The organism is Rhizobium changzhiense (assembly GCF_013087625.1).
Lineage (GTDB): Bacteria > Pseudomonadota > Alphaproteobacteria > Rhizobiales > Rhizobiaceae > Rhizobium > Rhizobium sophorae.
Window position 1 is genome coordinate 276,877 of the sequence record NZ_JABFCQ010000004.1, and the last position, 25,957, is coordinate 302,833.

Genomic DNA, 25,957 nt, shown 5'->3' on the forward strand with positions numbered 1-25,957 from the left:
TAACTTGAGGAATTACAGATCTGCCTGCAAACATCGATGCAGGAGAGAATGGATGAGCGGAGCTTTCTTTCGAGTGGACAAGTTCATCGTGCCGGCAGCGGCGCGAGAGGAATTTCTCGTCAAAGTAATGATGACCCACAAGCTGCTGGAGGCGCAGGACGGTTTCATCGATCACAGGGTGCTGGAGCAGGTCGCCGGTCCGGGCGAATTCAATTTCGTCACGATTGCCGAATGGGAAAATACCGAAGTCGTCGAGCGCGCGCGAGCAGCCGTGGCGGCCGCTCATAAGGCCGCCAATTTCGATCCGCAGGAAATGTTTGCGCGCCTCGGCATTCGCGCCGATATCGCCAGCTACAAACCTGTCGCGGCTTGAGGGTAAAACGGCCGGCTAGCCACCGGCCGTCACTCCCTCCCGGCGAAGAAGAAGGTAGAAGCGCGCGCAGAGCATGACGGCGGCGGCGGCCAGCCCGACGAGGAAGCCGAACCAGATGCCGATGCCACCGAAACCCAGCGGGAAGGCAAAGGCCCAGGCAAGGAAGAAGCCGATCGGCCAGTAGGCGATCAACGCCATGATCATCGGCACGCGTGCGTCCTTGAGGCCGCGCAGCAATCCATTGGCGATCACCTGCAACCCGTCGACGAGCTGGAAAAGCCCGGCAACGACGATCAACGGCCCGGCATAGGCAAGCACCTGAGGCGCCTCCGGCGAGCTGACGTCGAGGAACCAGCTTCCGAGGAATTGCGGCGCCACCGCAAAGAGCACGCCGCCGGCGGCTGATATGGCGCAGGCGAGGATAAGCACGGTGATCGAGGCGCGCACCAACCCCTCGTAATCGCCCCGGCCATGTGCCACGCCGACACGCACCGTTGCCGCCTGGCTGAGGCCGAGCGGGATCATGAAGGCGATCGAGGCCCATTGCAGCGCGATGCCATGAGCGGCGAGCTCGATGGTGCCGATATAGCCCATCAGCAGCGAGGCCACCGTGAACAGGCTGACCTCGGCAAGGATGGTGACGCTGATCGGGAAACCGAGCCGGATGACCTCCAGCAGCGCATGCCAGTCGGGCTTCCAGAACCGCACGAAGATCTCGTAGCGCCGCGTCTCTTCCCGCCGCTGCACGAAAGCCAGGATGAAGAGGAAGCCTGCCGTCTGCACGACGACCGAAACGATCGCAGCACCCTCGAGCCCCATCGCCGGAAAGCCGAAATGACCGAGCACGAGCATGTAGGCGAAGATTGCGTTCATCACCAGCGTGGCGATGGTGACGTTGAGGATGACACCCGCCTTGCCGATGGCGCTGACGAGCGAGCGCATGACGTTGAAGAGCAGGCCTGGCAGCACACCGAACTGGCCGATCATGATGTAGTCATGGGCGAGCTTCGCCACCTCGGGCTTCTGTTGCGCCCAAAGAAGGATCTGCTCCGAATTGAAGAAGGCGGGCTGCATGAGGACCCAGTATGCGATCACCACCCACAGACCCATGCGCAGCGACCGGCGCACCGAGACGAGGTCGCCGCGGCCATAGGCCTGCGCCACCATCGGAATGACGGCGATAGCAAAGCCCGAACCGAAGATCAGGATCGTGAACAGGAACTGTGCCGCAAGCACCATCGCCGCCAGATGTTCGGCGCCAAGGCGGCCGACGATCATCACATCGGTGGTGTTGATGCCGAGCTGGGCAAGCTGAGCGCCGATCAACGGAATGCCGAGCGCCAGCGTTGCACGGAAATGTGCGCTCCAACGATTATCGGTTGTCGGCGCAAGCCTGCGCGCGTCGATCGGCGTGTCCATGACACCAGTCCTGTGATTGAAATATGCGTCGCCGCAACTTGTGGCGAAATATCATCCGGGCTTAGAGCAAAGCCCTGCAAAGAACTACCCCAAATGAGGCAAATGATGAAAAATTCATCATCACATCAGCGTTTCTGATCGATCAACCGGCCGCTTCCAGCGCCTCGGCCGGCTGACGGACCCGGACCCGCAGGAGGAACACGCCGGCGGCCACCAGGATGAACAGGGCGGCGGCAAGATAAGGCGCGCCGGCAAAGGTGACCGGTGCCTCGGGCCGCGTGAAGTAGCCGAACATCTGCGTGAAGATTAGCGGCCCGGCGATGGTGGTGATGCTGCTGAGGCTGGTGAGCGCGCCCTGCAGCTCGCCCTGCGCCGATGGCGGCACCATGCCGGCGGCAATGCTGCGCAGCGGCGGATCGGCGACGTTTTCCATGACAGTTGCAACGATGATGACATAGACGACCCAACCTTCCCAGGCGAAGGCATAGCCGGTGAGCCCGACGGCCGAGAAGCAGAGGCCGAGAAGAGCGGTCTTCCACTCGCCGAGCACCGGCACGATCCGCGGCAGAACCAGCCCCATGACGATCACCGCGCCGATGCCGTAAATGCCGAGCGACAGGCCGATCTGTCCCTCGCTCCAGCCGTAGCGATAGGTCGAGACGAACGACCAGACCGAGGGATAGACGGCATGCGCCAGGAAGAACAGGAACATGACAAGGCTGACCCAGCCGATGCCGGGATAGTGGCGCATCTGGCGCAACGCGCCGAGCGGATTGGCGCGTTTCCACTCGAACCGGCGGCGGTTCTTCGCCTCCAGCGTTTCCGGCAGCAGGAAGCAGGCGGCGATGAAATTGAGAAGCGACAACGCAGCCGCACCGAGGAAGGGCACACGCGGGCCGAATTCGCCGAGGACACCACCGACGACGGGGCCGATGGTGAAGCCGACGCCGAAGGCGATGCCGATCAGCCCGAAATTCTTCGCCCGGTTCTCCTCCGTGCTGATATCGGCGATGTAGGCCGAGCAGGTGGCGAAGCTGCCGCCGCTGATGCCGGCAAGCACGCGGCCGACGAACAGCATCCAGAAGCTGGCGGCAATGCCGCAGATGAAATTATCGATCGCGAAGGTCAGCACCGAAAGCAACAGGATCGGCCGGCGGCCGAAACGGTCGGACAGGTTTCCGAGCAGTGGCGCGAACAGGAATTGCATGCCGGCATAGACCAGCATCAGCCAGCCGCCGTCGATCGCCGCATCGCTGACGCTGCCGCCGGTCAGCTGCTCCAGATAGGCGGGCAGCACCGGCATGATGATGGCGATGCCGATAATGTCGAGGAAAAGGATGATGAAGACCAGGAAAAGGCCGCGTCGAACGAATTTGGGGTCAAGCATGAGGCATCTCTACAGCGGTTGGTTCTGAAAAGACGATCTCATCGCCGAGAAAATGACATAGCTCAGAAAAGAAACCGAAACAATCCGTGAACATTTCAAAGTTTTTGATAATGCTCAACGGGAAGTTCACGAGACGCCTCAACCGCAGGGCGCACGCTGCCGTTCCAGCTTCAGGAGACCGAAAGCCGCCCAGCGAATCGCCGGGCGACGCATTCCCTTGCAATTGCCGCGACGGCATCCAGATCTCTCAAAGGATCGCCCATTGTACATTTTCCCGCACAGCCTGTTCGATGCCGTCCGATTATCGCTCGAACGCGAATGCGGTAGAACGATATCGACAGCGCCGCTCGGGGCGAGGACGAAGGAGAAGACCATGCAAACCTATCGCTTGGGAAAGACTGGACCCGATGTCTCGGCCATCGGCCTCGGCTGCATGGGCATGTCGGGCATGTACGGCCCCTCCGATCGCGCAGAAAGCATCGCGACGATCCATGCCGCGCTCGATGCCGGCATCAACCTGCTCGACACCGGCGATTTCTACGGCATGGGCCATAACGAAATGCTGATCGGCGAGGCATTGAAGGGCCGCAGGCGCGAGAACGCCGTCCTCAGCGTCAAGTTCGGCGGCCTGCGCGATCCCGTCGGCGGCTGGAATGGTATCGACGCCCGCCCGGTCGCGGTGAAGAACTTCCTCAGCTATACGCTGCAGCGCCTCGGTGTCGATTACATCGACATCTATCGCCCGGCCCGCCTCGATCCGAACGTGCCGATCGAGGACACCGTCGGCGCCATCGCCGACATGGTCAAGGCAGGTTATGTCAGGCATATCGGCCTGTCGGAAGTCGGCGCCGACACGATCCGCCGCGCCGCCGCTGTCGCCCCGATCGTCGACCTGCAGATCGAATATTCGCTAATCTCGCGCGGCATCGAGGAGAAGATCCTGCCGACGACACGCGAACTCGGTATTTCGATCACCGCCTACGGCGTGCTCTCGCGCGGCCTGATCAGCGGCCACTGGCAGAAGGGTCAGGGTGGAACGGCCGGCGATTTCCGCGCCTACAGCCCGCGCTTCCAGGAAGGCAATATCGAGCAGAACCTCGCTCTGGTGGAGAAGCTGCGCGAGATCGCCCAGGCAAAGAGCGTCTCGGTCGCCCAGATCGCCATCGCCTGGGTCGCCGCCAAGGGCAAGGACATCGTCCCGATCATCGGCGCCCGCCGCCGCGACCGGCTGACCGAGGCGCTCGGTTCACGTGCCGTCGACCTGACGCCGGAAGATTTCGCCGTCATCGAACGCGCCGTGCCGAAAGACGCGGCCGCGGGTGGGCGTTATCCCGAGCATATGCTGCAGCATATGGACAGCGAGAAGTAGGCAGCGGATGGAAGGGGCTGCGATGGGCTTGTGCCATGCGCCCCTTCATCTCTCCTCAAACCGGTCCCGAGAACGTATCGCAGGCCGACAGCTGGCCGCTGTCGAAGCCGCGCTTGAACCATTTGACCCGCTGCTCCGAGGTACCGTGGTTGAAGCTTTCCGGGACGACGTAACCCTGTGACCGCTTCTGCAGTGAATCGTCGCCGATCTGCTGGGCTGCGTTCAGCGCTTCCTCCAGATCGCCTGACTCGAGCAGGCCCTTCTGCTGGGTATATTTGCCCCAGATGCCCGCAAAGCAATCGGCCTGCAGCTCGACGCGCACCGACATCTTGTTGGCGTCGGCCTCGCTCATGCGCTGGCGGGCCTGGTTGAACTTCGGCAGGATGCCGAGCAGGTTCTGCACGTGATGGCCGACCTCATGGGCAACGACATAGGCCTCCGCGAAATCGCCCGAAGCGCCAAAGCGGTCGGAAAGCTCCTGGAAGAATTCGGTATCGAGATAGAGCTTGTGGTCACCGGGGCAGTAGAACGGACCTGTTGCAGATGATGCGGAGCCGCAGGCCGAGGCCGTCGAGCCCGAGAACAGCACCAGGCGCGGCTCCTCGTAATTCTGGCCCTGCGCCTGGAAGATGCCCTGCCAGGTATCCTCGGTCTCGGCAAGAACGGTGCGCATGAAGGCGGTCATCTCGTCATTGGCGGGCGCACGTGTTCCGCCGGACTGGCTCTGCTCGTAGCCGGGACCGCTCGTCGTGCCGCCGGTATCGAGCACCTGCAGCAGATCGATGCCCATCATCTTGAAGATGAAATAGATGACGACAAGGAAAATGATCGTGCCGATGCTCAAGCCCCCGCCGGCGCGGCGAACGCCGCCGCCGGAAGGAAAGTTGAAGCCACCGCCGCGGCCGAAACCGCCGCCGGTCGGACCGCCACGGCGATCCTCGATATTGTCGGACTGACGCCGGCCTCTCCATTCCATCTTCGCTCTCCCCGGCAATGCCTGTGCTTGCGCTCAAGGAGTTATATATCCGTCGGCGGCCGGAATTCCAGCGACTTCATCGGGCAATCAGGCGCCCGCGTCGGCGACGCAGCACGATTGCGATCAGGATCGAGCCGATCACCGCCGCAGCAAGGACAGCCGGCCATTCCGCGCCGGTGAAGACGACCGCATGCATGATCCGGCCAGGCAGGAAAGTGAACAGGCCGGCAAGGCCGATGCCGCCGAAATAAAACCCGGCAATGATGCGCTTGTGCAGACGGATATCGCCGCGACGAGCCGCAGCGATCGCATTCCAGCTGCCGAACAACGTTGCGATCGACAGAAAATGGATCGGGCTGAACCCGTAGAAGAGATCGAGCTCATGAATGAAGAAACTCGATATCGCCGTGACAACCATCAGCACCATCCAGATCCTGCCGAGCAGCCGGTGCAGCGGCGTGCCCTTGGGACGCAGCAGGATATAGGCGCCCAGAAGTGCCGCCGGCGTAACAGCAGTGACATGGATCTGAACGGCGAGCGGGGCGCCGAGGAGCGGTTCGAGGGTCATGAGCGACATCCGGTTGAATTCAATCCTTCTTTCCGCCAAGACTTCATCTGCCTCAATCCGAACCGCGCGAACGGCAGGAAAACTTCGTGATTCACCTCTTCTTGCAATCCACGCTTCGCGAATTGCAGGTCTTTCTCCACTCCCGGCGCTTCTGGGGAACCTTTGCCGCGATCGTCCTGCTCTTTGCCGTCACCGGCCCCTACGGCACGATGGAAAGCATGGCCTTCGGCGAACGCCTCGCCTACTGGCTGACCCTGCATGCCCTTGCCTGGGCGATCGCTATTCTCTGCGCAGTCGCGGCCGAAAGACTGCTGCGGGAGGTGATCGTTTCCATGTTCGCCCGCATGATGGCGGGCTCGCTCATAGCCGCCCTGCCGATCGGTTTTGCTATCGGCCTCGTTGACTATGTCTTCACCGGCGAAGCGACGACGCTGCAAAGCGGCCTGCAGCGCGCGCTTTTTGCGATGCCGCTCTGCGCCCTCTTCTGCCTTTTGACCTATATGGCGATGAGCCAGAAAATCGCCGAAGCCGCAGCACCTCAGGAAACCCCCAGCCCCGGCGCCTCGATCCTCGACCGGCTGAAGCCTGAGAATCGTGGCTCGCTGCTGCGCCTTTCCGTCCAGGACCACTATACCGAGGTGGTGACCAGCCGCGGGCGCGAACTGGTGCTCTTGCGTTTCGCCGATGCGCTGAAGGAAACCGCCGCGACGCCGGGCCTTCGCGTCCATCGCTCGCACTGGGTGGCCGACGCCCATGTCGAAAGCCTGAAACGCGACAATGGCAGGCTGCTGATCCTCACCCGCGACGGCACGGCAATCCCGGTCAGCCGCAGCTATGCCGAGGATGTGCGCCGCTTCACGTAAAGAAAAGGCGCCAAGCGCTTGACGGGACTCCCGCTTTCGCTCTTCCGGAAGCAGGGCGACGGCGAAATCTGGGTGGCGGTCGTGTCTGATGGGAAATAGTCTTTCGCGCCGTGTTGGATTCCTGTCGATTCCGCGATTTATGGGGTTCCGTTTGCAAATACATTTGCCTATAAGCCGCTTCTAGCCTGAAAAGACCCAGCATGCGCGACCCGACCCGGTGATCTCCCACCCTGGCCGGCTTTCTGCGCAGCCAGAAAACGGAAGCACTCATGCCGAAGCGCCAAGACATCAAATCGATCCTCATCATCGGCGCGGGACCGATCGTCATCGGCCAGGCTTGCGAGTTCGATTATTCCGGCACCCAGGCCTGCAAGGCGCTGAAGGAGGAAGGCTACCGCGTCATCCTCGTCAACTCCAACCCGGCGACGATCATGACCGATCCGGGCCTTGCCGACGCCACCTATGTCGAGCCGATCACCCCCGAGGTCGTCGCCAAGATCATCGCCAAGGAACGCCCGGATGCGTTGCTGCCGACCATGGGCGGCCAGACGGCGCTGAACACTGCGCTTTCGCTGAAGCGCATGGGCGTGCTCGACCGCTACAATGTCGAGATGATCGGCGCCAAGCCCGCCGCCATCGACATGGCCGAAGACCGCGCGCTGTTCCGCGAGGCGATGGCCCGCATCGGGCTGGAAACGCCGCGCTCGATGCTGGCGAACGCCACCGACATCAAGGACCTCGACCGCAAGACGCACGAGGCCGAACGCGTCAAGCTGCGTGAAAGCCTCTCGGGATCCGACCTCGACAAGGCGCTGGACGAGCTGGAAAACCAGTGGAATCTCGGCGAGAGCGACCGCAAGCAGCGTTACATGAGCCATGCCATGGCAATTGCCGCCCAGGCGATCGATCATGTCGGCCTGCCCGCCATCATCCGTCCTTCCTTCACGCTCGGCGGCACCGGCGGCGGCATCGCCTACAACCGCTCGGAATTTTTCGAGATCGTCGGCGGCGGCCTCGACGCCTCGCCGACCACCGAAGTGCTGGTCGAGGAATCGGTGCTCGGCTGGAAGGAATATGAAATGGAGGTCGTCCGCGATAAGGCGGACAACTGCATCATCATCTGCTCGATCGAGAACATCGATCCGATGGGCGTCCATACCGGCGATTCGATCACCGTCGCCCCGGCGCTGACGCTGACCGACAAGGAATACCAGATCATGCGCAACGCCTCGATCGCGGTGCTGCGCGAGATCGGGGTCGAGACCGGTGGCTCGAACGTCCAGTTCGCCGTCAATCCCAAAGACGGCCGTCTCGTCGTCATCGAAATGAACCCGCGCGTCTCGCGCTCGTCGGCGCTCGCCTCCAAGGCCACCGGCTTCCCGATCGCCAAGATCGCCGCCAAGCTCGCCATCGGCTATACTCTAGACGAATTGGATAACGACATCACCGGCGGCGCAACGCCTGCCTCCTTCGAACCGTCGATCGACTACGTCGTCACCAAGATCCCACGTTTCGCCTTCGAGAAATTCCCCGGCGCCTCGCCGGTGCTGACGACCGCGATGAAATCGGTCGGCGAAGTCATGGCGATCGGCCGCACCTTCGCCGAATCGCTACAGAAGGCGCTGCGCGGCCTCGAAACCGGCCTGACCGGCCTCGACGAAATCGAGATCCCCGGCTTTGAAGAGGGAGAATCCAGCCAGAACGCCATCCGCGCCGCAATCGGCACACCGACGCCAGATCGCCTGCGCATGGTCGCCCAGGCGCTGCGACAGGGCATGAGCGAAGCCGAAGTCCACGAAGGCTGCAAGATCGATCCCTGGTTTATCGCCGAACTGAAGGCGATCATCGAGATGGAAGCCCGGATCCGCGAGCACGGCCTGCCGGATGATGCCGCCAACCTGCGCATGTTGAAGGCCATGGGCTTTTCCGACGCACGCTTGGCTACACTGACCGGCAAGCGCCCGAAGGAAGTCGCCGAATTCCGCAACAGCCTGAACGTCCGCCCCGTCTTCAAGCGCATCGATACCTGTGCGGCCGAGTTCGCCTCGCCGACCGCCTATATGTATTCGACCTATGAGACGCCTTTCGTCGGCGCCGCCCGCTCCGAGGCTGAAGTGTCGGACCGCAAGAAGGTCGTCATCCTCGGCGGCGGCCCGAACCGCATCGGCCAGGGCATCGAGTTCGACTATTGCTGCTGCCATGCCGCCTTCGCGCTGAAGGATGCCGGCTATGAAGCGATCATGATCAACTGCAACCCCGAAACCGTTTCGACCGACTACGATACATCAGACCGCCTCTATTTCGAGCCGCTGACGGCCGAGGACGTGATCGAGATCCTGCGGGCAGAACAGGAAAGGGGTGAAGTCGTCGGCGTCATCGTCCAGTTCGGCGGCCAGACGCCGCTGAAGCTTGCCGAGGCGCTGGAAAAGAACGGCATCCCGATCCTCGGCACCGCGCCTGATATGATCGACCTTGCCGAGGACCGCGACCGCTTCCAGAAGCTGTTGATGAAGCTCGACCTCAACCAGCCGAACAACGGCATCGCCTATTCGGTCGAGCAGGCCCGCATGGTCGCCACCGAAATCGGCTTCCCGCTGGTCGTTCGCCCCTCTTACGTGCTTGGCGGCCGCGCCATGCAGATCCTGCATTCGGAAGGCCAGCTGCAGAGCTACCTGCTCGATACCGTGCCCGAACTGGTGCCGGAGGATATCAAGCAGCGTTATCCCAACGACAAGACCGGCCAGATCAACACCCTGCTCGGCAAAAACCCGCTGCTCTTCGACAGCTATCTTAGCCACGCCATCGAAGTCGACGTCGACTGCCTCTCGGACGGCACCGACGTCTATGTCGCCGGCATCATGGAGCATATCGAGGAGGCCGGCATCCATTCCGGCGACAGCGCCTGCTCGCTGCCGCCGCGCACGCTCTCCAACGAGATGCTCGACGAGCTGGAACGCCAGGCGAAAGCCATGGCCAAGGCGCTCAATGTCGGCGGCCTGATGAACGTCCAGTTCGCCATCAAGGACGGCACCGTCTACGTTCTCGAAGTCAATCCGCGCGCCTCGCGCACCGTGCCCTTCGTCGCCAAGACCATCGGCGCGCCGATTGCCAAGATCGCCGCCCGCGTCATGGCCGGCGAAAAACTCGACGCGACCTTCGCCGCCTACGGCGAAAAGCCCGATCCGCGCAAGCTGAAGCACATCGCCGTCAAGGAAGCCGTTTTCCCCTTCGCCCGTTTCCCCGGCGTCGACACGCTGCTCGGCCCGGAAATGCGCTCGACGGGTGAAGTCATCGGCCTCGATACCGATTTTGCGCTGGCCTTCGCCAAGTCGCAGCTCGGCGCCGGCGTCGAGCTGCCGCGGGATGGGACGGTCTTCGTCTCCGTCCGCGATGCGGACAAGCCGCGCGTGCTGCCGGCGATCCGCATCCTCGTCGAGCAGGGCTTCAAAGTGCTGGCGACCGGCGGCACCGCCCGCTTCCTCGCCGAAAACGGTATCACCGCCACCAAGATCAACAAGGTGCTGGAAGGCCGTCCGCACATCGAGGACGCGATCCGCAATCGCCAGGTCCAGCTCGTCATCAACACAACCGATGGCAACAAGGCGATCTCGGACTCCAAGTCGCTACGCCGTGCGACGCTGATGCAGAAGGTGCCCTATTACACGACGATGGCAGGCGCCGAGGCCGCCGCCCAGGCGATCAAAGCGCTGAAGGCCGGCAATCTGGAAGTGCGGCCGCTGCAGAGCTACTTCGCCTGAGATAGGGCAGCGCCATCGCTCGATCAGCGATGGCGCCAGAGGCTTCGGAATCAGTTTATGCAGCTGCCAGCATAAGGCGCTGAATTTTCAGCATATCTTCGCGAAATCGCGCCAGTTCTTCCGCTTTCAGCCGCTCGTCGGGAATACGCAGCAGATAGGATGGATGCACTGTCACAAAGAGCGTTCGCCTCTCGTCGATCGCGATCGCTTTCCCCCTGACATCCTGCAGCCGCTGTTTCGTATCGGTCAGCGCCGCGAGCGCCGTCGCCCCCATGGCAACGATCAGCTTCGGCTTGATCAGCGCCATCTCCAGATTGAGCCACCAGCGGCAATGCTTCACCTCCCCCATATTGGGCTTCTGATGGATGCGACGCTTGCCGCGCGGCTCATATTTGAAATGCTTGACGGCATTGGTGACGTAAAGCGTTGAGCGGTCGATGCCCGCTTCAGCGATCACCTGGTCCAGCAGCCTGCCGGCGGGACCGACGAAGGGGCGCCCTGATATATCCTCCTGGTCGCCTGGCTGCTCGCCGACGAACATCACCTCTGCATCGCGCGGCCCCTCCCCGAATACGGTTTGCGTCGCCTTCGCATGAAGCGGACAGCGGGTGCAGCCGGCAGCTTCCGCGCCCAGTGCTTCCAGCGTGCCCGCCGGCGCTTCAGGTTCAACTGGAATGCTGCGCGCGGCTTCCTGCAGGCGATCGTGAAAGGGCAACGACTGGGTCGCCTCCCTTGCAGCCATGGCCCGCACCTTGCTCTCCGCCGATGCGATCAGCCCAGGGATGAGATCGGCTTCCGGCAGGTTCTTCCAGTATTTTTTCGGCATCTCCGCCTGCATCGCCTTCAGCTTCAACCGCGCCGGATTGAAAATGCTGGCGTAGTAGGTGCGCCAGAGGTCATCGGTAGCATCGGTGAGATTGGGTTTTTCGCAGGGCTCGTCGCTCATCGTCAGCCGCTCTCCGTCCCAGGCGGCCGATCCCTTGGGCGTCGCGATCAGCCAGTCCATGTCGGTGAATCGCCTTTGGAAGAAGGGCGCTGTGCGCCTGACGATATGGTGATCCGGCTCGAACCAGGCGAGGAATTTTCGACGGCCTGCCGACACCGCACCAACCTCCTTGAAGCGGACGAAGGCCGTCATCTTGTGCGCGTCGCGCCAAACGTTTTTCGCCATCAGCCTGGCACAGGCGACGTCCTCGGCGGAGGCCACTTCAAGCAGTTGCCGGTCCAGTTGCAGCCGCCAGAGCAGACGGTAAAGCAGGGAAAAACGCGCCGGGTCGGAATGACAGAGAACTGTCTCTGCGAGTTCGATGAAGGCGGGCGGCACCGTCATCGGCTTGCGTGCCATGACGGGCGCCGGCGGCATGGCGTCGCGCTGAAACGCAAGGTCCGCCTCCTCGCTTTTTTCGCGCCAATCTATCTCTTCCGGCAGGATGCCCGCGGCCGCGAAAGCGCGCGCGGCGTCGCGCCATTCGGCAAGCTCCCCGCGTCCTGCAAGCACGACCCGGCGCATCACAGCAACGACAACTGTTCGGGTTGCGGTTCGAACATGGCGCGAAGGTCGGGGCGCTCGATCAATCGGCGCGGCGACCAGCCTTCCGCCGAGATGAAGGACTGAACCTTCTTGATCGAAACGCCGAGCCGCTGGAGATCGTCGAGCCGCAACCGGCGAAAACGCCGTGCCGAAACGATCGCTTTGACTGTCTTGGTGCCGAGACCGGGCACACGCAGCAACCGCTCGCGCTCGGCCCTGTTGATATCGACGGGAAATTCGGCCCGGTTGGCGAGCGCCCAGGCAAGTTTGGGATCGAGGCTGAGATCGAGCATGCCTCCCGCCTGGTTCGCGGTGATCTCGTCTATGCCGAAACCGTAAAATCGATAGAGCCAATCGGCCTGATAGAGCCGGTGTTCCCGCATCAGCGGCGGTTTGATCAGCGGCAGATTTTTCGACGAGTCCGGAATCGGGCTGAAGGCGGAATAATAGACGCGCTTCAGCCCGTAGCTGCTGTAAAGCCGGCCGCTGGTCGCAAGGATCGTCGCATCGTTCGCGCCATCGGCGCCGACGATCATCTGCGTGCTCTGGCCGGCCGGCACGAAACGCTGACGCTTCTTCGTCCGCAGCGTCGGTTCGCCGGCGGCCTCGATCTTCAGCCTCAGATCCCCCATCGATCGCCGAATATTGGCAGGCTTCTTTTCCGGCGCAAAGCGGGTGATGCCGTTATCCGTCGGCAACTCGATATTGAGCGACAGCCTGTCGGCATGAAGCCCCGCTTCCTCGATCAGACGCGGCGACGCCTCGGGAATCGATTTCAGATGGATATAGCCGCGGAAATTATGCGTCACACGCAGTTCGCGGACGATGCGGACCATCTCTTCCATCGTGTAATCGGACGAACGAATAATGCCGGAGGAAAGGAACAGGCCTTCGATATAGTTGCGGCGATAGAATTCCAGCGTTAGCCAGATGACCTCCTCCGGTGTAAAGCGCGCCCGTTCGACATTACTCGACGAGCGATTGACGCAATAGGCGCAGTCGTAGATGCAGAAATTGGTCAGCAGTATTTTCAAAAGCGAAATGCACCGCCCGTCCGGGGCGTAGGCATGACAGATGCCGGATCCCTCGGTCGAACCGAGCCCGCCGCTTGCCCGGGAATCACGTTTCACCGTGCCGCTGGAAGCGCAGGAAGCGTCATATTTCGCGGCATCGGAAAGGATGGCCAAGCGTTCTGTAAGCGACTTCTTCATTAGTATGTTCACTATATGTTCCCATGTAGAGAGTCAATCAGGACCATGCGATTTCTGCCCATTTTCAAGCCACATCACCTGATGTTGGGGCGCGCCGCGTTTCTTTCATGCGAATTTTCTGGAAATCGGCCTTGGCGATCTGCTATAAGCGTCCGACTAAGATTGTGGCACGGTTCCGAAGCTCCCCTTCGGGACCTGTTTTCTTTTGTGTTCGCCGCTGATTGTGCGGATACGAGGATTGAAGGACAGAAAAATGGTTGAAAAGGTACCGATGACACCGGGCGGTTTCGTCAAGCTGCAGGAAGAACTGCGCTGGCGTCAGCAGGAGGAGCGCCCTCGAATCATCGAGGCGATCGCCGAAGCCCGTGCCCATGGCGACCTTTCCGAAAACGCCGAATACCACGCCGCCAAGGAAGCCCAGAGTCACAATGAAGGCCGCATCAGCGAGCTGGAAGACCTGACGGCGCGCGCCGAGGTCATCGACCTCACCAAGATGTCGGGCGACAAGATCAAGTTCGGCGCCAAGGTGAAACTCATCGACGAGGACACCGATGAAGAAAAGACCTACCAGATCGTCGGCGACCAGGAAGCCGACGTCAAGGCCGGCCGCATCTCCATCTCCTCGCCGATCGCCCGTGCTCTGATCGGCAAGGAAGTCGGCGATTCCATCGAGGTCAATGCGCCGGGCGGCTCCAAGGCCTACGAAATCCTCCAGGTTTCCTGGGGCTGATCGCCCGCGAGCCGCGAGACCCCTCCCTTGCCCGATATCCGTGACGTCGAGATCATTGCGCCCAATTTCAAGCGCCGGCTCTCCGGCGTCACGTCGACTATCGTCCAGCTCATCCCATGCCAGATCCGGCTCGGCATCAAGATCGCGACACTCGGCCCCGGCCTGCCGGAGGACCTGCCGAAACTTAAGGGACGGCAACTCCTCGGCCTCTGGCGCCCGCCGGCGCGCCGGCGCCAGCGTGTCTGGCACGCTCGCCGCAACAACGAGATGGCCGTCGGCATCCTGCTGCGCCATCTGTTGCGGATGCCGCTGAAGCTTCTCTTCACCTCGGCCGCGCAACGCAGGCACACCGCCTATACGAAATGGCTGATCCGCCGCATGGACGCTATCATCGCGACCAGCGATCGATCAGGCTCGTTCCTCGAGGTGCCGCACACGGTGATCCAGCACGGCGTCGATCTTGCCTTGTTCCATCCGCCGGAAACGGCGGAGGACGGCATCGCCGCCACCGGCCTGCCGGGCCGCCATCTCGTCGGCTGCTTCGGCCGTGTGCGCCATCAGAAGGGCACCGATCTTTTCGTCAGGACGATGATCGAACTGCTGCCACAGCATCCCGACTGGACGGCGATCGTCTCCGGCCGGGTGACGGCCGAACACATGGCATTTGGCGACAAACTCAAGGCGGATGTCGCGGCCGCCCGGCTCAGCGACCGTATCCTCTTCCTCGGCGAAGTGCCGGACATCAAGGTCTGGTATCGCCGCCTGACGCTTTACGTCGCCCCTTCCCGCAACGAGGGTTTCGGCCTGACGCCGCTCGAAGCCATGGCCTCGCGCACCGCGGTGGTGGCATCGGACGCCGGCGCCTATGCCGAGCTCATCGTCACGGGCGAGACGGGCTCGGTCGTCGCCGCCGGCGATGGCGAGGCGCTGACGCGGGCAATCGCGCCCTATATCGCCGATCCCGCTCTGGCGCTCGCCCATGGCGAGAATGCGCTACGGCATGTCAGGATGAATTTTGCGCTGGAGAAGGAAGCAAGCGCGATCGGCGCCGTTTATAACAGCCTTCTCGGCGACAATCGCGGCTGACGCAGAAAGAGAAACGGCCCGTTGGATAACGGGCCGCTGCAGGGATTCTAAGGATAAGGAATAGCGGCTGACTATTCGGCCGGCTGCAGCCCGGCAGCCGAAATATCCTCTCCGGTCTGGCCGCCCAGTGCCGCGGCGAGCTGCGCCGTATCCAGTTCGTTTTCCCAACGTGCGACGACGATCGTCGCCACCGCATTGCCGACGAGGTTGGTCAGCGCCCGGCATTCCGACATGAAGCGGTCGATGCCGAGGATAAGCGCCATGCCGGCGACCGGCACGGAGGGCACGACGGAGAGCGTTGCGGCAAGCGTGATGAAGCCGGCGCCGGTGATGCCTGCAGCACCCTTGGAGCTCAGCATCGCCACCAGCAGCAGCAGGATCTGATCACCCCAGGAAAGTTGAATGCCGGTTGCCTGGGCAATGAAGAGCGCTGCCAGCGTCATGTAGATGTTGGTGCCGTCGAGGTTGAAGGAATAGCCTGTCGGGATGACGAGGCCGACGACCGAGCGCTTGCAGCCGGCCTTTTCCATCTTGTTCATCAGCCCCGGAAGGGCGGCCTCCGAAGACGAGGTGCCGAGGACCAGCAGCAGTTCTTCCTTGATGTAGCGCAGCAGCGCCACGATCGAGAAGCCGTTGTAACGGGCGACAGCGCCGAGAACGACGAGGACGAAGAGCAGGGAGGTGATGTAAAAGGTGCCGATCAGCATGGCGAGATTGGCGATCGAACCGACGCCGTACTTGCCGATGGTGAATGCCATGGCGCCGAAGGCGCCGATCGGCGCAGCCTTCATGAGGATGGCGACGAGCTTGAACACGGGCGCCGTCAGGGCATTGAGGAAGTTGACGACCGGTTCGCTCTTTTCGCCGACCATGGCGAGCGCGATGCCGAAGAGCACCGAGAAGAACAGCACCTGCAGAATGTCGCCATCGGCAAAAGCGCCGACAATCGTCGTCGGGATGATGTTTGTCAGGAAACCGACGATGCTCTGCTCATGCGCCTTGGCGGCGTAGCCGGCGACGGCGGCGGGATCCAGCGAGGCAGGATCGATGTTCATACCGGCGCCGGGCTGGACGACATTGGCGACGATCAGGCCGATGACGAGCGCCAATGTCGAGAATGTCAGGAAGTAGAGCATCGCCTTGCCGGCAACGCGGCCGACCTTCTGCAGGTCGCTCATGCCGGCAATGCCGGTCGCAACCGTCAGGAAGATGACGGGGGCAATGATCATCTTGACGAGCTTGATGAAGGCATCGCCAAGCGGCTTCAACTGGGTGCCGAGTTCGGGATAGAAATGGCCGAGCAGGATACCCGCAGCGATGGCCGCGAGAACCTGGACGTAGAGATGGGTATAAAAGGGCTTCTTGCCCTTGCTGCCTGCGACTGCATCGAGTGGTGCTGCGATCATGATGTCCTCCTAGTGGCTCGTCCGGAACGAACTCCGGCCTCCCGAGCCGTTCGCTTCAAGTCCAACAGCTCAGCCGTTGTTGCGAGGTTCTTCGCAATCGCCGTGCCAGTTCTACGTCCACACTCAACAGATTGAATTTATTAATGAAAAATTTACGGGACTTGTGATGACTCATTAAGAAATGCGGAAATCCGCACAAATCCATTTGCGTTTCGTGCAGAAAAATGCACAAATCCGCCATGTCCGTGTCGCAGAAATTGTGGCCTTCCCTGCCCCTGCAACACCGCATCCGCCGGATGTGGTGGGCCTATGCCGTGCTCGCCCTCCTGGCTGTCGTGGCAGGCCTCTGGGCCGGCGGCGAACTCGGTCGGCACCGGGCAGAGGCTGCTCTCGAGGAACAGGCCCGCATGGATGCGAGGCTGAATGCGGCTTTGCTGCGCACGGTTCTCGAAAAATACCGGGCGCTTCCTTTCGTGCTGTCGCAGGACGCGGCACTCGCCGCGGCGCTGGCAGGAAACGATGCCGGCGCGTTCGAGCGGCTCAGTCAGAAGCTGGAAAATTTGGCGGCGGGCACGAAGGCTGCCGTCATCTATGTCATCGACAAAGACGGTATGGCGGTTTCGGCCAGCAACTGGCGAGAACCGACGAGCTTCGTCGGCAATGACTATCGTTTCCGCGAGTATTTTCAGGGGGCGGCGGAACGAGGACAGGCCGAGCACTTCGCGCTCGGCACGGTCAGCAAGAAACCGGGTCTCTATATCTCCCAGCGGATTTCGGACGGCAATGGCCTGCTGGGCGTCGTCGTGGTCAAGGTTGAGTTCGACGACGTCGAGGCAGATTGGAATGCCTCGAACACACCGTCCTATGTCGTTGACGAGCGCGGCATTGTCCTCATCACCAGTATTCCGTCATGGCGGTTCATGACGATCGGCCGGATCGCCGAGGACCGGCTGACGGCGATCCGCGAAAGCCTTCAATTCGGCGATGCGCCGCTTCAACCCCTGCCGCTCGACATCGTCCGAAACCTCGGTGACGGGCTCGATGTCGTCGGGATTGTCATGCCCGGGGATGCCGGGAAAACCAGGTTTCTCGACGTCGCAACGTCGGTGCCGGCGACCGGTTGGCATTTGCAGCATCTTGTCGCGCTCGGGCCTTCCGTCGATGCGGGGATTCGTGAAACCCGCATGCTGGCATTGCTGATACTCCTGCCGCTACTGGCCGGAGCAGCGCTCCTGTTGCGCCGCCGCCATGCGATCGCCCTGCGAATCTCCAGCGAACAGCAGGCGCGGGAGGAACTGGAACGGCGGGTAGTCGAGCGGACGCTGGATCTCAGCCAGGCGCGGGACCGGCTGCAGGCTGAAATCGTCGGCCACAAGAGCACCGAGCAGAAATTGCAGGCCGTGCAACAGGATCTGGTGCAGGCTAACCGACTGGCCATTCTGGGTCAGGTGGCTGCCGGCGTTGCCCATGAGATCAACCAGCCGGTGGCGACCATCCGTGCCTATGCCGATAACGCCCGCACCTTCCTTGATCGCGGCCAGACTGCGCCTGCCGGCGAAAATCTCGAAAGCATTGCGGCGCTGACGGAGCGCATAGGTTCGATCACCGAAGAGCTGAAGACCTTTGCCCGCAAAGGCCGCGGCAGTGCCGAACCAACAGGATTGAAGGACGTCATCGAGGGTGCGGTGATGCTGTTGCGCAGCCGATTTGCCGGGCGCATGGATACGCTCGACATCGACCTGCCGCCCGCCGAACTGCAGGTGATGGGAAACCGAATCCGTCTCGAACAGGTGCTCATCAATCTGCTTCAGAACGCCCTGGAGGCGGTGGCGCCGAAGGCCGGAGAGGGTCGCGTCGAGGTCAGAACATCCACCGATGCAGGGATGGTAACGGTAACGGTCGCCGACAACGGTCCCGGCATCCCCCCGGAAATCCGCAAGGGCTTGTTCACGCCGTTCAATACCTCGAAGGAAAGCGGCCTCGGCCTCGGCCTGGTGATCTCCAAGGATATCGTCGGCGACTACGGCGGCCGGATGGAGGTTTTAAGCGACAGCAGCGGAACCCGGTTCATCGTTCAGCTAAGGAAGGCTTGAGATCATGGAAACGCCGACCCCTGTTGCGCTGATCGACGACGACAAGGACCTGCGCCGCGCCACCGCCCAGACGCTCGAACTCGCCGGTTTTTCCGTTTCCGCCTATGACGGCGCGAAAGCCGCGCTGGCGGATCTGCCGGCGGACTTTGCCGGCCCTGTCGTCACCGATATCCGCATGCCGGAGATCGACGGACTGCAGCTGTTCGCCACGCTGCAGGGCATGGATGCCGACCTGCCGGTGATCTTGATGACCGGCCACGGCGATATTCCGATGGCCGTTCAAGCGATCCAGGACGGCGCCTATGATTTCATCGCCAAACCCTTCGCCGCCGATCGGCTCGTTCAAAGCGTGCGTCGCGCAAGCGAGAAGCGGCGGCTTGTTCTGGAAAACCGCATGCTGCGGAAAGCAGCCGAAGATGCGCAGGAGAATTTGCCGCTGATCGGCCAGACGCCTGTCATGGAAAACCTCAGAAACATTCTTCGCCACATCGCCGATACCGATGTGGACGTGCTCGTCGCTGGCGAAACGGGCAGCGGCAAGGAAGTGGTTGCCCAACTCCTGCATCAGTGGAGCCACCGCCGGAAGGGCAATTTCGTAGCGCTGAACTGTGGCGCCCTGCCCGAGACCGTCATCGAAAGCGAGTTGTTCGGCCACGAGGCCGGCGCCTTCACCGGTGCCCAGAAGCGCCGTACGGGCCGCATCGAACATGCAAGCGGCGGCACGCTTTTCCTCGACGAGATCGAAAGCATGCCGGCCGCCACGCAGGTCAAGATGCTGAGGGTGCTGGAGATGCGCGAGATCACGCCACTCGGCACCAACGAGGTGCGTCCGGTCGATCTTCGCGTCGTCGCGGCTGCCAAGATCGACCTCGGGGATCCCTCGGTGCGCGGGGATTTTCGCGAGGATCTCTATTACAGGCTGAATGTCGTGACGATCTCCATTCCGCCGCTGAGAGAACGCCGCGACGATATTCCGCTGCTGTTTTCCCACTTCACTGCCCGCGCCGCGGAGCGCTTCCGTCGCGATGCCCCGCCGCTTTCACCGGATGTACGGCGGCATCTCGCCTCGCACACATGGCCGGGCAATGTCCGCGAACTCTCGCATTATGCCGAACGTGTGGTGCTTGGCGTGGAAGGCGGCGGAACGGCAGCGGTCCCTGTGCAGCCAACGGGCGCCACGCTTCCCGAACGATTGGAACGCTACGAGGCGGAGATCATCCGCGACACACTGGCGGCCAATAACGGCGACGTGCGTCGCACCATCGAGGCGCTCGGCATTCCGAGAAAGACGTTCTACGACAAACTCCAGCGCCACGGCATCAACCGGGGCGGCTATATATCGCGCAAGTAATCCGTGACGACGATTAACCTGCCAAGGTCGTTTTAGACTTCGACCAGTCCCAGCTTCTTCACCTGCCGGATCGTCAGCATGGTGCGCACGGTGTCGACATGTTCGTTCGCCGTCAGCACCTCGATGACGAAATCCTGGAAGCGGGTGAGGTTTTCCGCCACGCAATGCAGCAGGAAATCGCTGTCGCCCGAAACCATCCAGGCCTGGCGCACCAGCGGCCATTCGGCGGTGGCGGCGGCAAAGGCCTTGAGATTGCCTTCCGACTGATGCTTGAGGCCAACCATGCAGAAAGCGACGAGGTCGAAGCCGAGCTTCGGGCTGTTCAGCATCGCGTGGTAGCCCTCGATGATGCCCGCTTCCTCAAGCTTGCGCACCCGGCGCAGGCAAGGCGGCGCCGAGATGCCGACGCGATCGGCAAGCTCCACATTGGTCATGCGGCCATCGGCCTGCAGCTCCCGGAGTATCTTTATGTCGATGACGTCGAGTTCCGCACGACCCACATCATTGCCTTTCTTTAATTCTCCGCGGGGAGCTTCTATATAAAGCCGCGGAATACGCAAGAAAGTTTCACGTCGATGACGGATTCTTGCACATCCGGGCGATTTGCCTTGTTGGTAACGCAAGGCTGCCCTTGAATAAAAGCATTGGACGTTCATAAATGGCGCAGGGACGCGAAACGGCCGCAATCGCTATCTAGCCGCCGCCCTCCTGCCAGTCGAAAGGAAATGACATGCCCGCCCGCCATACGAAGGTGCTCATCATCGGTTCCGGACCCGCAGGCTATACCGCCGCGGTCTATGCCGCGCGCGCCATGCTGAAACCGGTTTTGATCGCCGGTCTCGAACAGGGCGGCCAGTTGATGATCACCACCGATGTCGAGAACTATCCGGGCTTTGCCGATCCGATCCAGGGTCCCTGGCTGATGGAGCAGATGCTGCAGCAGGCAAAACATGTCGGCGCTGAGATCGTCAACGACCTCGTGACCGAAGTCGACATGAACCAGCGCCCCTTCGTCGCCCGCACCGACAGCGGCCAGGTCTGGACCGCCGATACGCTGATCATCGCCACCGGCGCCAAGGCCAAGTGGCTCGGCATTGAGAGCGAGCAGCATTTCCAGGGCTTCGGCGTTTCGGCCTGCGCCACTTGCGACGGATTTTTCTATCGCAATAAGGATGTGATCGTGGTCGGCGGCGGCAACAGCGCAGTCGAGGAAGCGCTTTATCTCTCCAACATCGCCAAGTCGGTTACAGTCGTGCACCGCCGCGACTTCTTCCGAGCCGAGAAGATCCTGCAGGAACGCTTGTTCTCCAAGGATAATGTCAAGGTTCTGTGGAATACCGAAGTGGCCGAGATTACCGGCACGCCGGCCAAGCCACCGATGCCGCAATCCGTAACCGGCGCGCGCCTGCGCGACACCCGCACCGGTACGATCACCGACATAGTGATCGATGGCGTCTTCGTCGCCATCGGCCATGCTCCGGCAACCGAACTCTTCAAGGACAAGTTGAAGCTGAAGGACAATGGTTATCTCTGGACCGCGCCGGATTCGACTGCGACCAGCCTGGACGGCGTCTATGCCGCGGGCGACGTAACGGATGATACGTTCCGCCAGGCGATCACTGCCGCCGGCCTGGGGTGCATGGCAGCGCTTGAAGCCGAGCGATATCTGACGGGCCACATGCCCGTCGCCGTGGCCGCGGAGTAAGATCGGCATGAGGGGTGGGGGAATGCCATTGGATTGGGACAAGCTGCGTATTTTTCACGCAGCTGCCGAGGCGGGTTCGTTCACGCATGCGGCGGATAAACTGCATCTGTCCCAATCCGCCATCAGCCGCCAGGTCAGCGCGCTGGAGCAGGATGTCGGCACCAAGCTGTTTCACCGCCATGCGCGTGGCCTGATTCTGACGGAACAGGGCGAACTGCTTTACCGCACCGCCCATGACGTGCTGCTGAAGCTCGAAACCGTGAAGATGCAGCTCACCGAGACGACCGAGACGCCATCCGGCAAGCTGCGCGTCACGACGACGGTCGGCCTCGGCCAGGGCTGGCTGACCGACAAGATCCAGGAATTCCTGCAGCTCTATCCCGATGTGCAGATCCAGCTGATCCTCGACAATGAGGAAGTGGATGTGAACATGCGTCATGCCGACTGCGCGATCCGCCTGCGCCAGCCGCAGCAATCCGACCTCATCCAGCGCAAGCTCTTCACCGTGCACATGCACGTCTATGCGGCCCCGTCCTACATCAACCGTCACGGCGAGCCGCAAAAGGTCGAGGATCTCGACAATCATCGCATCATCACCTTCGGCGAGCCGGCGCCGAGTTACCTGCTCGATGTTAACTGGCTTGAGGTCGCCGGCCGCTCGTCCGACAACAAGCGTATTCCGCATCTGCAGATCAACAGCCAGACCTCGATCAAGCGCGCCGCCCTGCTCGGCATCGGCGTCGCCTGCCTGCCGGATTACATCGTCGGCCGCGACCCGGGCCTGATTCAGCTGGCAATCAATGCCGACGTCCCTTCCTTCGACACCTATTTCTGCTATCCCGACGAGATCAAGAACGCCGCCAAGCTGAAAGCCTTCCGCGATTTCATCGTCAGCAAGGCCAGAAACTGGAACTTTTGAGCCTGGTTTTATTGATGAATTGCCGACTATGCAGAGCACGCATAACTGGCATGCACAAATGAGGGTTGCCGTTTGCACATTAAACCACCATATCGCTCATAGCTGATGCACATGGTGGCTTTTCCTCCCAGTTCCACCGCATTAGCTGTTCCCCTCTGGAGGTTTTTGACCTTCACACTTATAAGGGCCCTGGTTTTCCAGTGGCCCTCTTTTTTTGCCTTTCTTCCTCAGCGAAATGCCGCACCGCAAAAAATTTGTGCGGCGCATAGCAGACATGCACAAAAAAGCATTGAAACCTGCTCAAGGAAGCACCATATCCCTCCCAGCTGATGCATCTTGTGGTTTCTCTCCCAGTACCACCGCATTAGCTGTTCCCCTCTGGAGGTTTTTTGACCTTCACAATTATAAGGGCCCTGGTTTTCCGGTGGCCCTCTTTTTTTGCCCAAAATTTGTTCATTTAATAAAATCCATCGCCTCACGCCTCCGTGATTTGCATATCGAAGTCTGACGATCGATATATCGTCCAGACACGATTTACAGTTCGGCGAAAGACGATGGACAAAGACGAAATTATCAAGGCGCTCGCCCATCCTGCCCGGATGGACATTCTGAACTGGCTGAAAAATCCCGAGAAGCATTTCCCCTCGCAGGAGCATCCTTTCGAAATGGGCGTCTGCGCCAGCCAGTTCGAGCGCTGCGGCCTGTCGCAGTCGACGGTCTCGGCCCATCTCGGCACCCTGCATCGCGCCGGCCTCGTCACCACCAAACGCGTCGGCCAGTGGATCTTTTACAAGCGCAACGAAGAAACCATCGCCGCCTTTCTCAAGCAACTGACGCAGGACCTTTAGAATGCCTCTCGCCCTCCTCGTTCTTGCCTTGAGCTCGTTTGCGATAGGCACCACCGAATTCGTCATCATGGGTCTGTTGCCGGAGGTCGCGGCCGATCTCTCGGTCAGCATCCCGCAGGCCGGGTGGCTGGTGACCGGTTATGCCCTAGCGGTCGCGATCGGCGCACCTGTGATGGCGGTTTCGACCGCGAAGCTGAAGCGCCGCACCGCCCTGATTGCGCTGATGGCCTTCTTCATCGCCGGCAACCTGCTTTGCGCTCTGGCGAGCGACTACTGGGTGCTGATGATCGCCCGCGTCGTGACAGCACTTTGCCACGGCGCCTTCTTCGGCATCGGCTCGGTGGTCGCCGCCGGCCTCGTTGCCGAGGACCGCAAGGCCCGCGCCGTCGCGCTGATGTTTACCGGCCTGACGCTCGCCAATGTTCTTGGCGTGCCGCTCGGCACGGCGATCGGCCAGGCCTATGGCTGGCGCGCCACCTTCGGCGTCGTCACCGTCATCGGTATCGTCACCATTCTCGGCCTGATCGCCATCCTGCCCAGGGACAAGCAACAAGAAAACGGCAGTATCCTGCGCGAGATCGCGGCACTCAGGAATAGCGGCCTGTGGCTGGCGCTCTCCACCACCGTCTTCTTCGCCGCCTCGATGTTCGCCCTCTTCACCTATATCGCGCCGCTGCTGCGCGACGTCACCGGCGTGTCGCCGGAAGGCGTCACCTGGACGCTGTTCCTGATCGGCCTCGGGCTGACCATCGGCAACCTCGTCGGCGGCAAGCTTGCCGACTGGCGGCTCGGCGCAACGCTTGCCGGCGTCTTCGCCGCGATCGCCATCACTTCGATCGCCTTCAGCTATACGAGCCGCTTCTTCATCCCGGCTGAAATCACCCTCTTCCTTTGGGCAATGGCAAGTTTTGCCGCCGTACCGGCGCTTCAGGTCGGCGTCGTCGGCTTCGGCAAGGACGCACCGAACCTCGTCTCGACGATCAACATCGGCGCCTTCAATACCGGCAATGCGCTCGGCGCCTGGGTGGGCGGCCTGGTCATCGACGCCGGCTTCGATCTCACCCGCGTTCCGCTCGCCGCCGCCTTGATGTCCCTGATCGGCCTCGGCGCGACGGCGCTCACCTATCTCTCCGCCAGGGGCCGGGCCGCCCTTGCCCCTGCCGAGTGATCCTCCCGCAAAAGAAAGGACCATCATGGCCAAGCTTTTCGAACCCACGAAAGTCGGCGACATTTCAGTCAAGAACCGCATCGTCATGGCGCCGCTCACCCGCAACCGCTCGCCGGGTGCAATCCCCAACGACCTCAACGTCGAATATTACCGCCAGCGCGCCACCGCCGGCCTGATCATAACCGAAGCAACCGCGATCACCCATCAGGGCCAGGGTTATGCCAACGTGCCTGGTCTCTACAGCAAAGAGGCTCTCGACGGCTGGAAGCGCGTGACCGACGCAGTTCACGCAGCCGGTGGCAAGATCGTCGTCCAGATGTGGCATGTCGGCCGTATCTCGCACACGACGCTGCAGCCGAACGACGGCAAGCCGGTTTCCTCGACCAACCGCGTCGCCAAGGCCAAGACCTATCTGGTCAATGCCGACGGCACCGGCAGCTTTGCCGACACCTCCGAGCCGCGCGCGCTCGAAACCGCCGAAATCCCCGGCATCATCGAGGATTACCGCAAGGCTGCCCGGGCCGCTATCGACGCCGGCTTCGACGGTGTGGAGATCCACGGCGCCAACGGCTACCTGCTCGACCAGTTCATCCGCGACGGTATCAACGACCGCACCGACCAATATGGCGGCTCGATCGAAAACCGCACCCGTCTGACCTTCGAAGTCGTCGATGCCGTGGTCAAGGAAATCGGCGCGGGCCGCACCGCGATCCGCATCTCGCCGGTGACGCCGTCCGGCGAAAGCTACGATTCCAATCCGCAGGCAACCTTCGCCCATGTCGTCGAAGGATTGGCCAAATACGACCTCGCCTATATCCATGTCATCGAAGGCCAGACCGGCGGCGACCGCGACTACAAGCAGGGCGACAATCCCTCCTTCGATTACAAGGCGCTGTGCCAGACCTATGAAAAGGCCGGCGGCAAGGCCGACTGGATGGTCAACAACGGCTACGATCGCGATCTGGCGATCGACGCCGTCGAAAGCGGCCGCGCCGATCTCGTCGCCTTCGGCAAACCCTTCATCGCCAATCCCGATCTCGTCGAGCGCCTGGAACACAATTTGCCGCTCAACACGCCCGACCAGTCGACCTTCTACGGCGGCACCGCCAAGGGCTATATCGATTATCCCATCCTCGAAAAGGTCGCCTGAGCCTTTCGTAATGCGAACCGCGAAATCCCGCCGAAAGGCGGGATTT

General features: G+C 61.8%; 22 protein-coding genes. 13 read left to right on the top strand and 9 right to left on the bottom strand.

Translation table 11 applies throughout. The annotated features are described in order from the left end of the window. Positions 1-52: 52 nt before the first annotated feature. A complete protein-coding gene (locus G9X68_RS21525) occupies positions 53-373 on the top strand; it encodes an antibiotic biosynthesis monooxygenase family protein (protein ID WP_171604150.1) in 321 nt (106 codons plus the stop codon). Between the two features lie 15 nt (positions 374-388). Here the strand turns inward: G9X68_RS21525 and G9X68_RS21530 are convergent, their stop codons facing one another. The 3 genes from G9X68_RS21530 to G9X68_RS21540 form a co-directional block, all read right to left on the bottom strand. Then, on the bottom strand, positions 389-1,792 hold the full coding sequence (locus tag G9X68_RS21530) for an MATE family efflux transporter (protein WP_171604151.1): 1,404 nt from the start codon (positions 1,790-1,792) through the stop codon (positions 389-391). A gap of 142 nt (positions 1,793-1,934) precedes the next feature. Next, on the bottom strand, positions 1,935-3,179 hold the full coding sequence (locus G9X68_RS21535; protein WP_171604152.1) for a TCR/Tet family MFS transporter: 1,245 nt from the start codon (positions 3,177-3,179) through the stop codon (positions 1,935-1,937). Continuing rightward, positions 3,172-3,417, bottom strand: a complete 246-nt coding sequence (locus tag G9X68_RS21540) for a hypothetical protein (RefSeq protein WP_171604153.1) — start codon at positions 3,415-3,417, stop codon at positions 3,172-3,174. The genes G9X68_RS21535 and G9X68_RS21540 overlap by 8 nt, the downstream gene beginning before the upstream one ends. Positions 3,418-3,552: 135 nt before the next feature. Here G9X68_RS21540 and G9X68_RS21545 point away from each other — a divergent pair, with 135 nt between their 5' ends. Further along, a complete protein-coding gene (locus tag G9X68_RS21545; protein WP_171604154.1) occupies positions 3,553-4,548 on the top strand; it encodes an aldo/keto reductase in 996 nt (331 codons plus the stop codon). 55 nt (positions 4,549-4,603) lie between these two features. Here G9X68_RS21545 and ypfJ read toward each other — a convergent pair whose 3' ends face one another. Together ypfJ and G9X68_RS21555 are read right to left on the bottom strand one after the other, a co-directional pair. Beyond that, entirely contained in the window at positions 4,604-5,524 is a 921-nt protein-coding gene (gene ypfJ, locus G9X68_RS21550) for a KPN_02809 family neutral zinc metallopeptidase (protein ID WP_171604155.1), read from the bottom strand. Between the two features lie 76 nt (positions 5,525-5,600). Further along, positions 5,601-6,131 (bottom strand): DUF2306 domain-containing protein, encoded by a 531-nt coding sequence (locus tag G9X68_RS21555; protein WP_171604156.1) that lies wholly within the window; start codon positions 6,129-6,131, stop codon positions 5,601-5,603. Positions 6,132-6,178: 47 nt separating this feature from the next. Between G9X68_RS21555 and G9X68_RS21560 the strand changes: the two genes are divergently transcribed. Continuing rightward, positions 6,179-6,955 (top strand): LytTR family transcriptional regulator DNA-binding domain-containing protein, encoded by a 777-nt coding sequence (locus G9X68_RS21560; RefSeq protein ID WP_171604157.1) that lies wholly within the window; start codon positions 6,179-6,181, stop codon positions 6,953-6,955. A 269-nt stretch (positions 6,956-7,224) separates the two neighbouring features. Continuing rightward, the gene (gene carB / locus G9X68_RS21565) at positions 7,225-10,713 is read left to right on the top strand and encodes a carbamoyl-phosphate synthase large subunit (RefSeq protein ID WP_171604158.1); all 3,489 of its coding nucleotides are present in this window, start codon (positions 7,225-7,227) and stop codon (positions 10,711-10,713) included. A gap of 55 nt (positions 10,714-10,768) precedes the next feature. On the opposite strand, the gene G9X68_RS21570 is transcribed toward carB, so the two are convergent. Together G9X68_RS21570 and G9X68_RS21575 are read right to left on the bottom strand one after the other, a co-directional pair. After that, positions 10,769-12,223 carry a UdgX family uracil-DNA binding protein gene (locus tag G9X68_RS21570; RefSeq protein ID WP_171604159.1) on the bottom strand — a complete coding sequence of 485 codons (1,455 nt, stop codon included), beginning with the start codon at positions 12,221-12,223 and terminating at the stop codon, positions 10,769-10,771. After that, positions 12,223-13,455 (bottom strand): putative DNA modification/repair radical SAM protein, encoded by a 1,233-nt coding sequence (locus tag G9X68_RS21575; RefSeq protein WP_171604160.1) that lies wholly within the window; start codon positions 13,453-13,455, stop codon positions 12,223-12,225. The genes G9X68_RS21570 and G9X68_RS21575 overlap by 1 nt, the downstream gene beginning before the upstream one ends. A gap of 253 nt (positions 13,456-13,708) precedes the next feature. Between G9X68_RS21575 and greA the strand changes: the two genes are divergently transcribed. Beyond that, positions 13,709-14,185, top strand: coding sequence for a transcription elongation factor GreA (gene greA, locus G9X68_RS21580; RefSeq protein WP_012758398.1), 477 nt, complete (start codon positions 13,709-13,711; stop codon positions 14,183-14,185). Positions 14,186-14,212: 27 nt separating this feature from the next. Further along, complete coding sequence (locus G9X68_RS21585; protein WP_171604161.1) at positions 14,213-15,271, top strand: glycosyltransferase family 4 protein; 1,059 nt, start codon at positions 14,213-14,215, stop codon at positions 15,269-15,271. Between the two features lie 71 nt (positions 15,272-15,342). Here the strand turns inward: G9X68_RS21585 and G9X68_RS21590 are convergent, their stop codons facing one another. Then, on the bottom strand, positions 15,343-16,677 hold the full coding sequence (locus G9X68_RS21590) for a dicarboxylate/amino acid:cation symporter (RefSeq protein WP_168310681.1): 1,335 nt from the start codon (positions 16,675-16,677) through the stop codon (positions 15,343-15,345). A gap of 224 nt (positions 16,678-16,901) precedes the next feature. Here G9X68_RS21590 and G9X68_RS21595 point away from each other — a divergent pair, with 224 nt between their 5' ends. Continuing rightward, positions 16,902-18,770 carry an ATP-binding protein gene (locus G9X68_RS21595; protein ID WP_171604162.1) on the top strand — a complete coding sequence of 623 codons (1,869 nt, stop codon included), beginning with the start codon at positions 16,902-16,904 and terminating at the stop codon, positions 18,768-18,770. 4 nt (positions 18,771-18,774) lie between these two features. Then, on the top strand, positions 18,775-20,121 hold the full coding sequence (locus tag G9X68_RS21600) for a sigma-54-dependent transcriptional regulator (protein ID WP_168314106.1): 1,347 nt from the start codon (positions 18,775-18,777) through the stop codon (positions 20,119-20,121). Positions 20,122-20,153: 32 nt separating this feature from the next. Here the strand turns inward: G9X68_RS21600 and G9X68_RS21605 are convergent, their stop codons facing one another. Further along, entirely contained in the window at positions 20,154-20,621 is a 468-nt protein-coding gene (locus G9X68_RS21605) for an Lrp/AsnC family transcriptional regulator (protein ID WP_003541645.1), read from the bottom strand. A gap of 230 nt (positions 20,622-20,851) precedes the next feature. Between G9X68_RS21605 and trxB the strand changes: the two genes are divergently transcribed. The 5 genes from trxB (at position 20,852) to G9X68_RS21630 (ending at position 25,911) form a co-directional block, all read left to right on the top strand. Further along, the gene (trxB, locus tag G9X68_RS21610; protein ID WP_168314107.1) at positions 20,852-21,826 is read left to right on the top strand and encodes a thioredoxin-disulfide reductase; all 975 of its coding nucleotides are present in this window, start codon (positions 20,852-20,854) and stop codon (positions 21,824-21,826) included. Positions 21,827-21,848: 22 nt separating this feature from the next. Continuing rightward, positions 21,849-22,745, top strand: coding sequence for a LysR family transcriptional regulator VtlR (locus G9X68_RS21615; protein WP_018446649.1), 897 nt, complete (start codon positions 21,849-21,851; stop codon positions 22,743-22,745). A 554-nt stretch (positions 22,746-23,299) separates the two neighbouring features. Beyond that, the gene (locus tag G9X68_RS21620; protein WP_168310677.1) at positions 23,300-23,593 is read left to right on the top strand and encodes an ArsR/SmtB family transcription factor; all 294 of its coding nucleotides are present in this window, start codon (positions 23,300-23,302) and stop codon (positions 23,591-23,593) included. Between the two features lies 1 nt (position 23,594). Then, positions 23,595-24,761, top strand: a complete 1,167-nt coding sequence (locus tag G9X68_RS21625; RefSeq protein WP_171604163.1) for an MFS transporter — start codon at positions 23,595-23,597, stop codon at positions 24,759-24,761. 25 nt (positions 24,762-24,786) lie between these two features. Next, on the top strand, positions 24,787-25,911 hold the full coding sequence (locus tag G9X68_RS21630) for an alkene reductase (protein ID WP_171604164.1): 1,125 nt from the start codon (positions 24,787-24,789) through the stop codon (positions 25,909-25,911). The last annotated feature ends 46 nt before the right edge of the window (positions 25,912-25,957 follow it).

Coding starts and splice junctions, on each gene's coding strand:
- G9X68_RS21525 (WP_171604150.1), top strand. CDS start 53: ATGAGCGGAGCTTTCTTTCGAGTGGACAAGTTCATCGTGCCGGCAGCG.
- G9X68_RS21530 (WP_171604151.1), bottom strand. CDS start 1,792: ATGGACACGCCGATCGACGCGCGCAGGCTTGCGCCGACAACCGATAAT.
- G9X68_RS21535 (WP_171604152.1), bottom strand. CDS start 3,179: ATGCTTGACCCCAAATTCGTTCGACGCGGCCTTTTCCTGGTCTTCATC.
- G9X68_RS21540 (WP_171604153.1), bottom strand. CDS start 3,417: ATGCCGTCGCGGCAATTGCAAGGGAATGCGTCGCCCGGCGATTCGCTG.
- G9X68_RS21545 (WP_171604154.1), top strand. CDS start 3,553: ATGCAAACCTATCGCTTGGGAAAGACTGGACCCGATGTCTCGGCCATC.
- ypfJ (WP_171604155.1), bottom strand. CDS start 5,524: ATGGAATGGAGAGGCCGGCGTCAGTCCGACAATATCGAGGATCGCCGT.
- carB (WP_171604158.1), top strand. CDS start 7,225: ATGCCGAAGCGCCAAGACATCAAATCGATCCTCATCATCGGCGCGGGA.
- G9X68_RS21570 (WP_171604159.1), bottom strand. CDS start 12,223: ATGCGCCGGGTCGTGCTTGCAGGACGCGGGGAGCTTGCCGAATGGCGC.
- G9X68_RS21575 (WP_171604160.1), bottom strand. CDS start 13,455: ATGAAGAAGTCGCTTACAGAACGCTTGGCCATCCTTTCCGATGCCGCG.
- greA (WP_012758398.1), top strand. CDS start 13,709: ATGGTTGAAAAGGTACCGATGACACCGGGCGGTTTCGTCAAGCTGCAG.
- G9X68_RS21590 (WP_168310681.1), bottom strand. CDS start 16,677: ATGATCGCAGCACCACTCGATGCAGTCGCAGGCAGCAAGGGCAAGAAG.
- G9X68_RS21595 (WP_171604162.1), top strand. CDS start 16,902: ATGCACAAATCCGCCATGTCCGTGTCGCAGAAATTGTGGCCTTCCCTG.
- G9X68_RS21600 (WP_168314106.1), top strand. CDS start 18,775: ATGGAAACGCCGACCCCTGTTGCGCTGATCGACGACGACAAGGACCTG.
- trxB (WP_168314107.1), top strand. CDS start 20,852: ATGCCCGCCCGCCATACGAAGGTGCTCATCATCGGTTCCGGACCCGCA.
- G9X68_RS21615 (WP_018446649.1), top strand. CDS start 21,849: ATGCCATTGGATTGGGACAAGCTGCGTATTTTTCACGCAGCTGCCGAG.
- G9X68_RS21620 (WP_168310677.1), top strand. CDS start 23,300: ATGGACAAAGACGAAATTATCAAGGCGCTCGCCCATCCTGCCCGGATG.
- G9X68_RS21625 (WP_171604163.1), top strand. CDS start 23,595: ATGCCTCTCGCCCTCCTCGTTCTTGCCTTGAGCTCGTTTGCGATAGGC.
- G9X68_RS21630 (WP_171604164.1), top strand. CDS start 24,787: ATGGCCAAGCTTTTCGAACCCACGAAAGTCGGCGACATTTCAGTCAAG.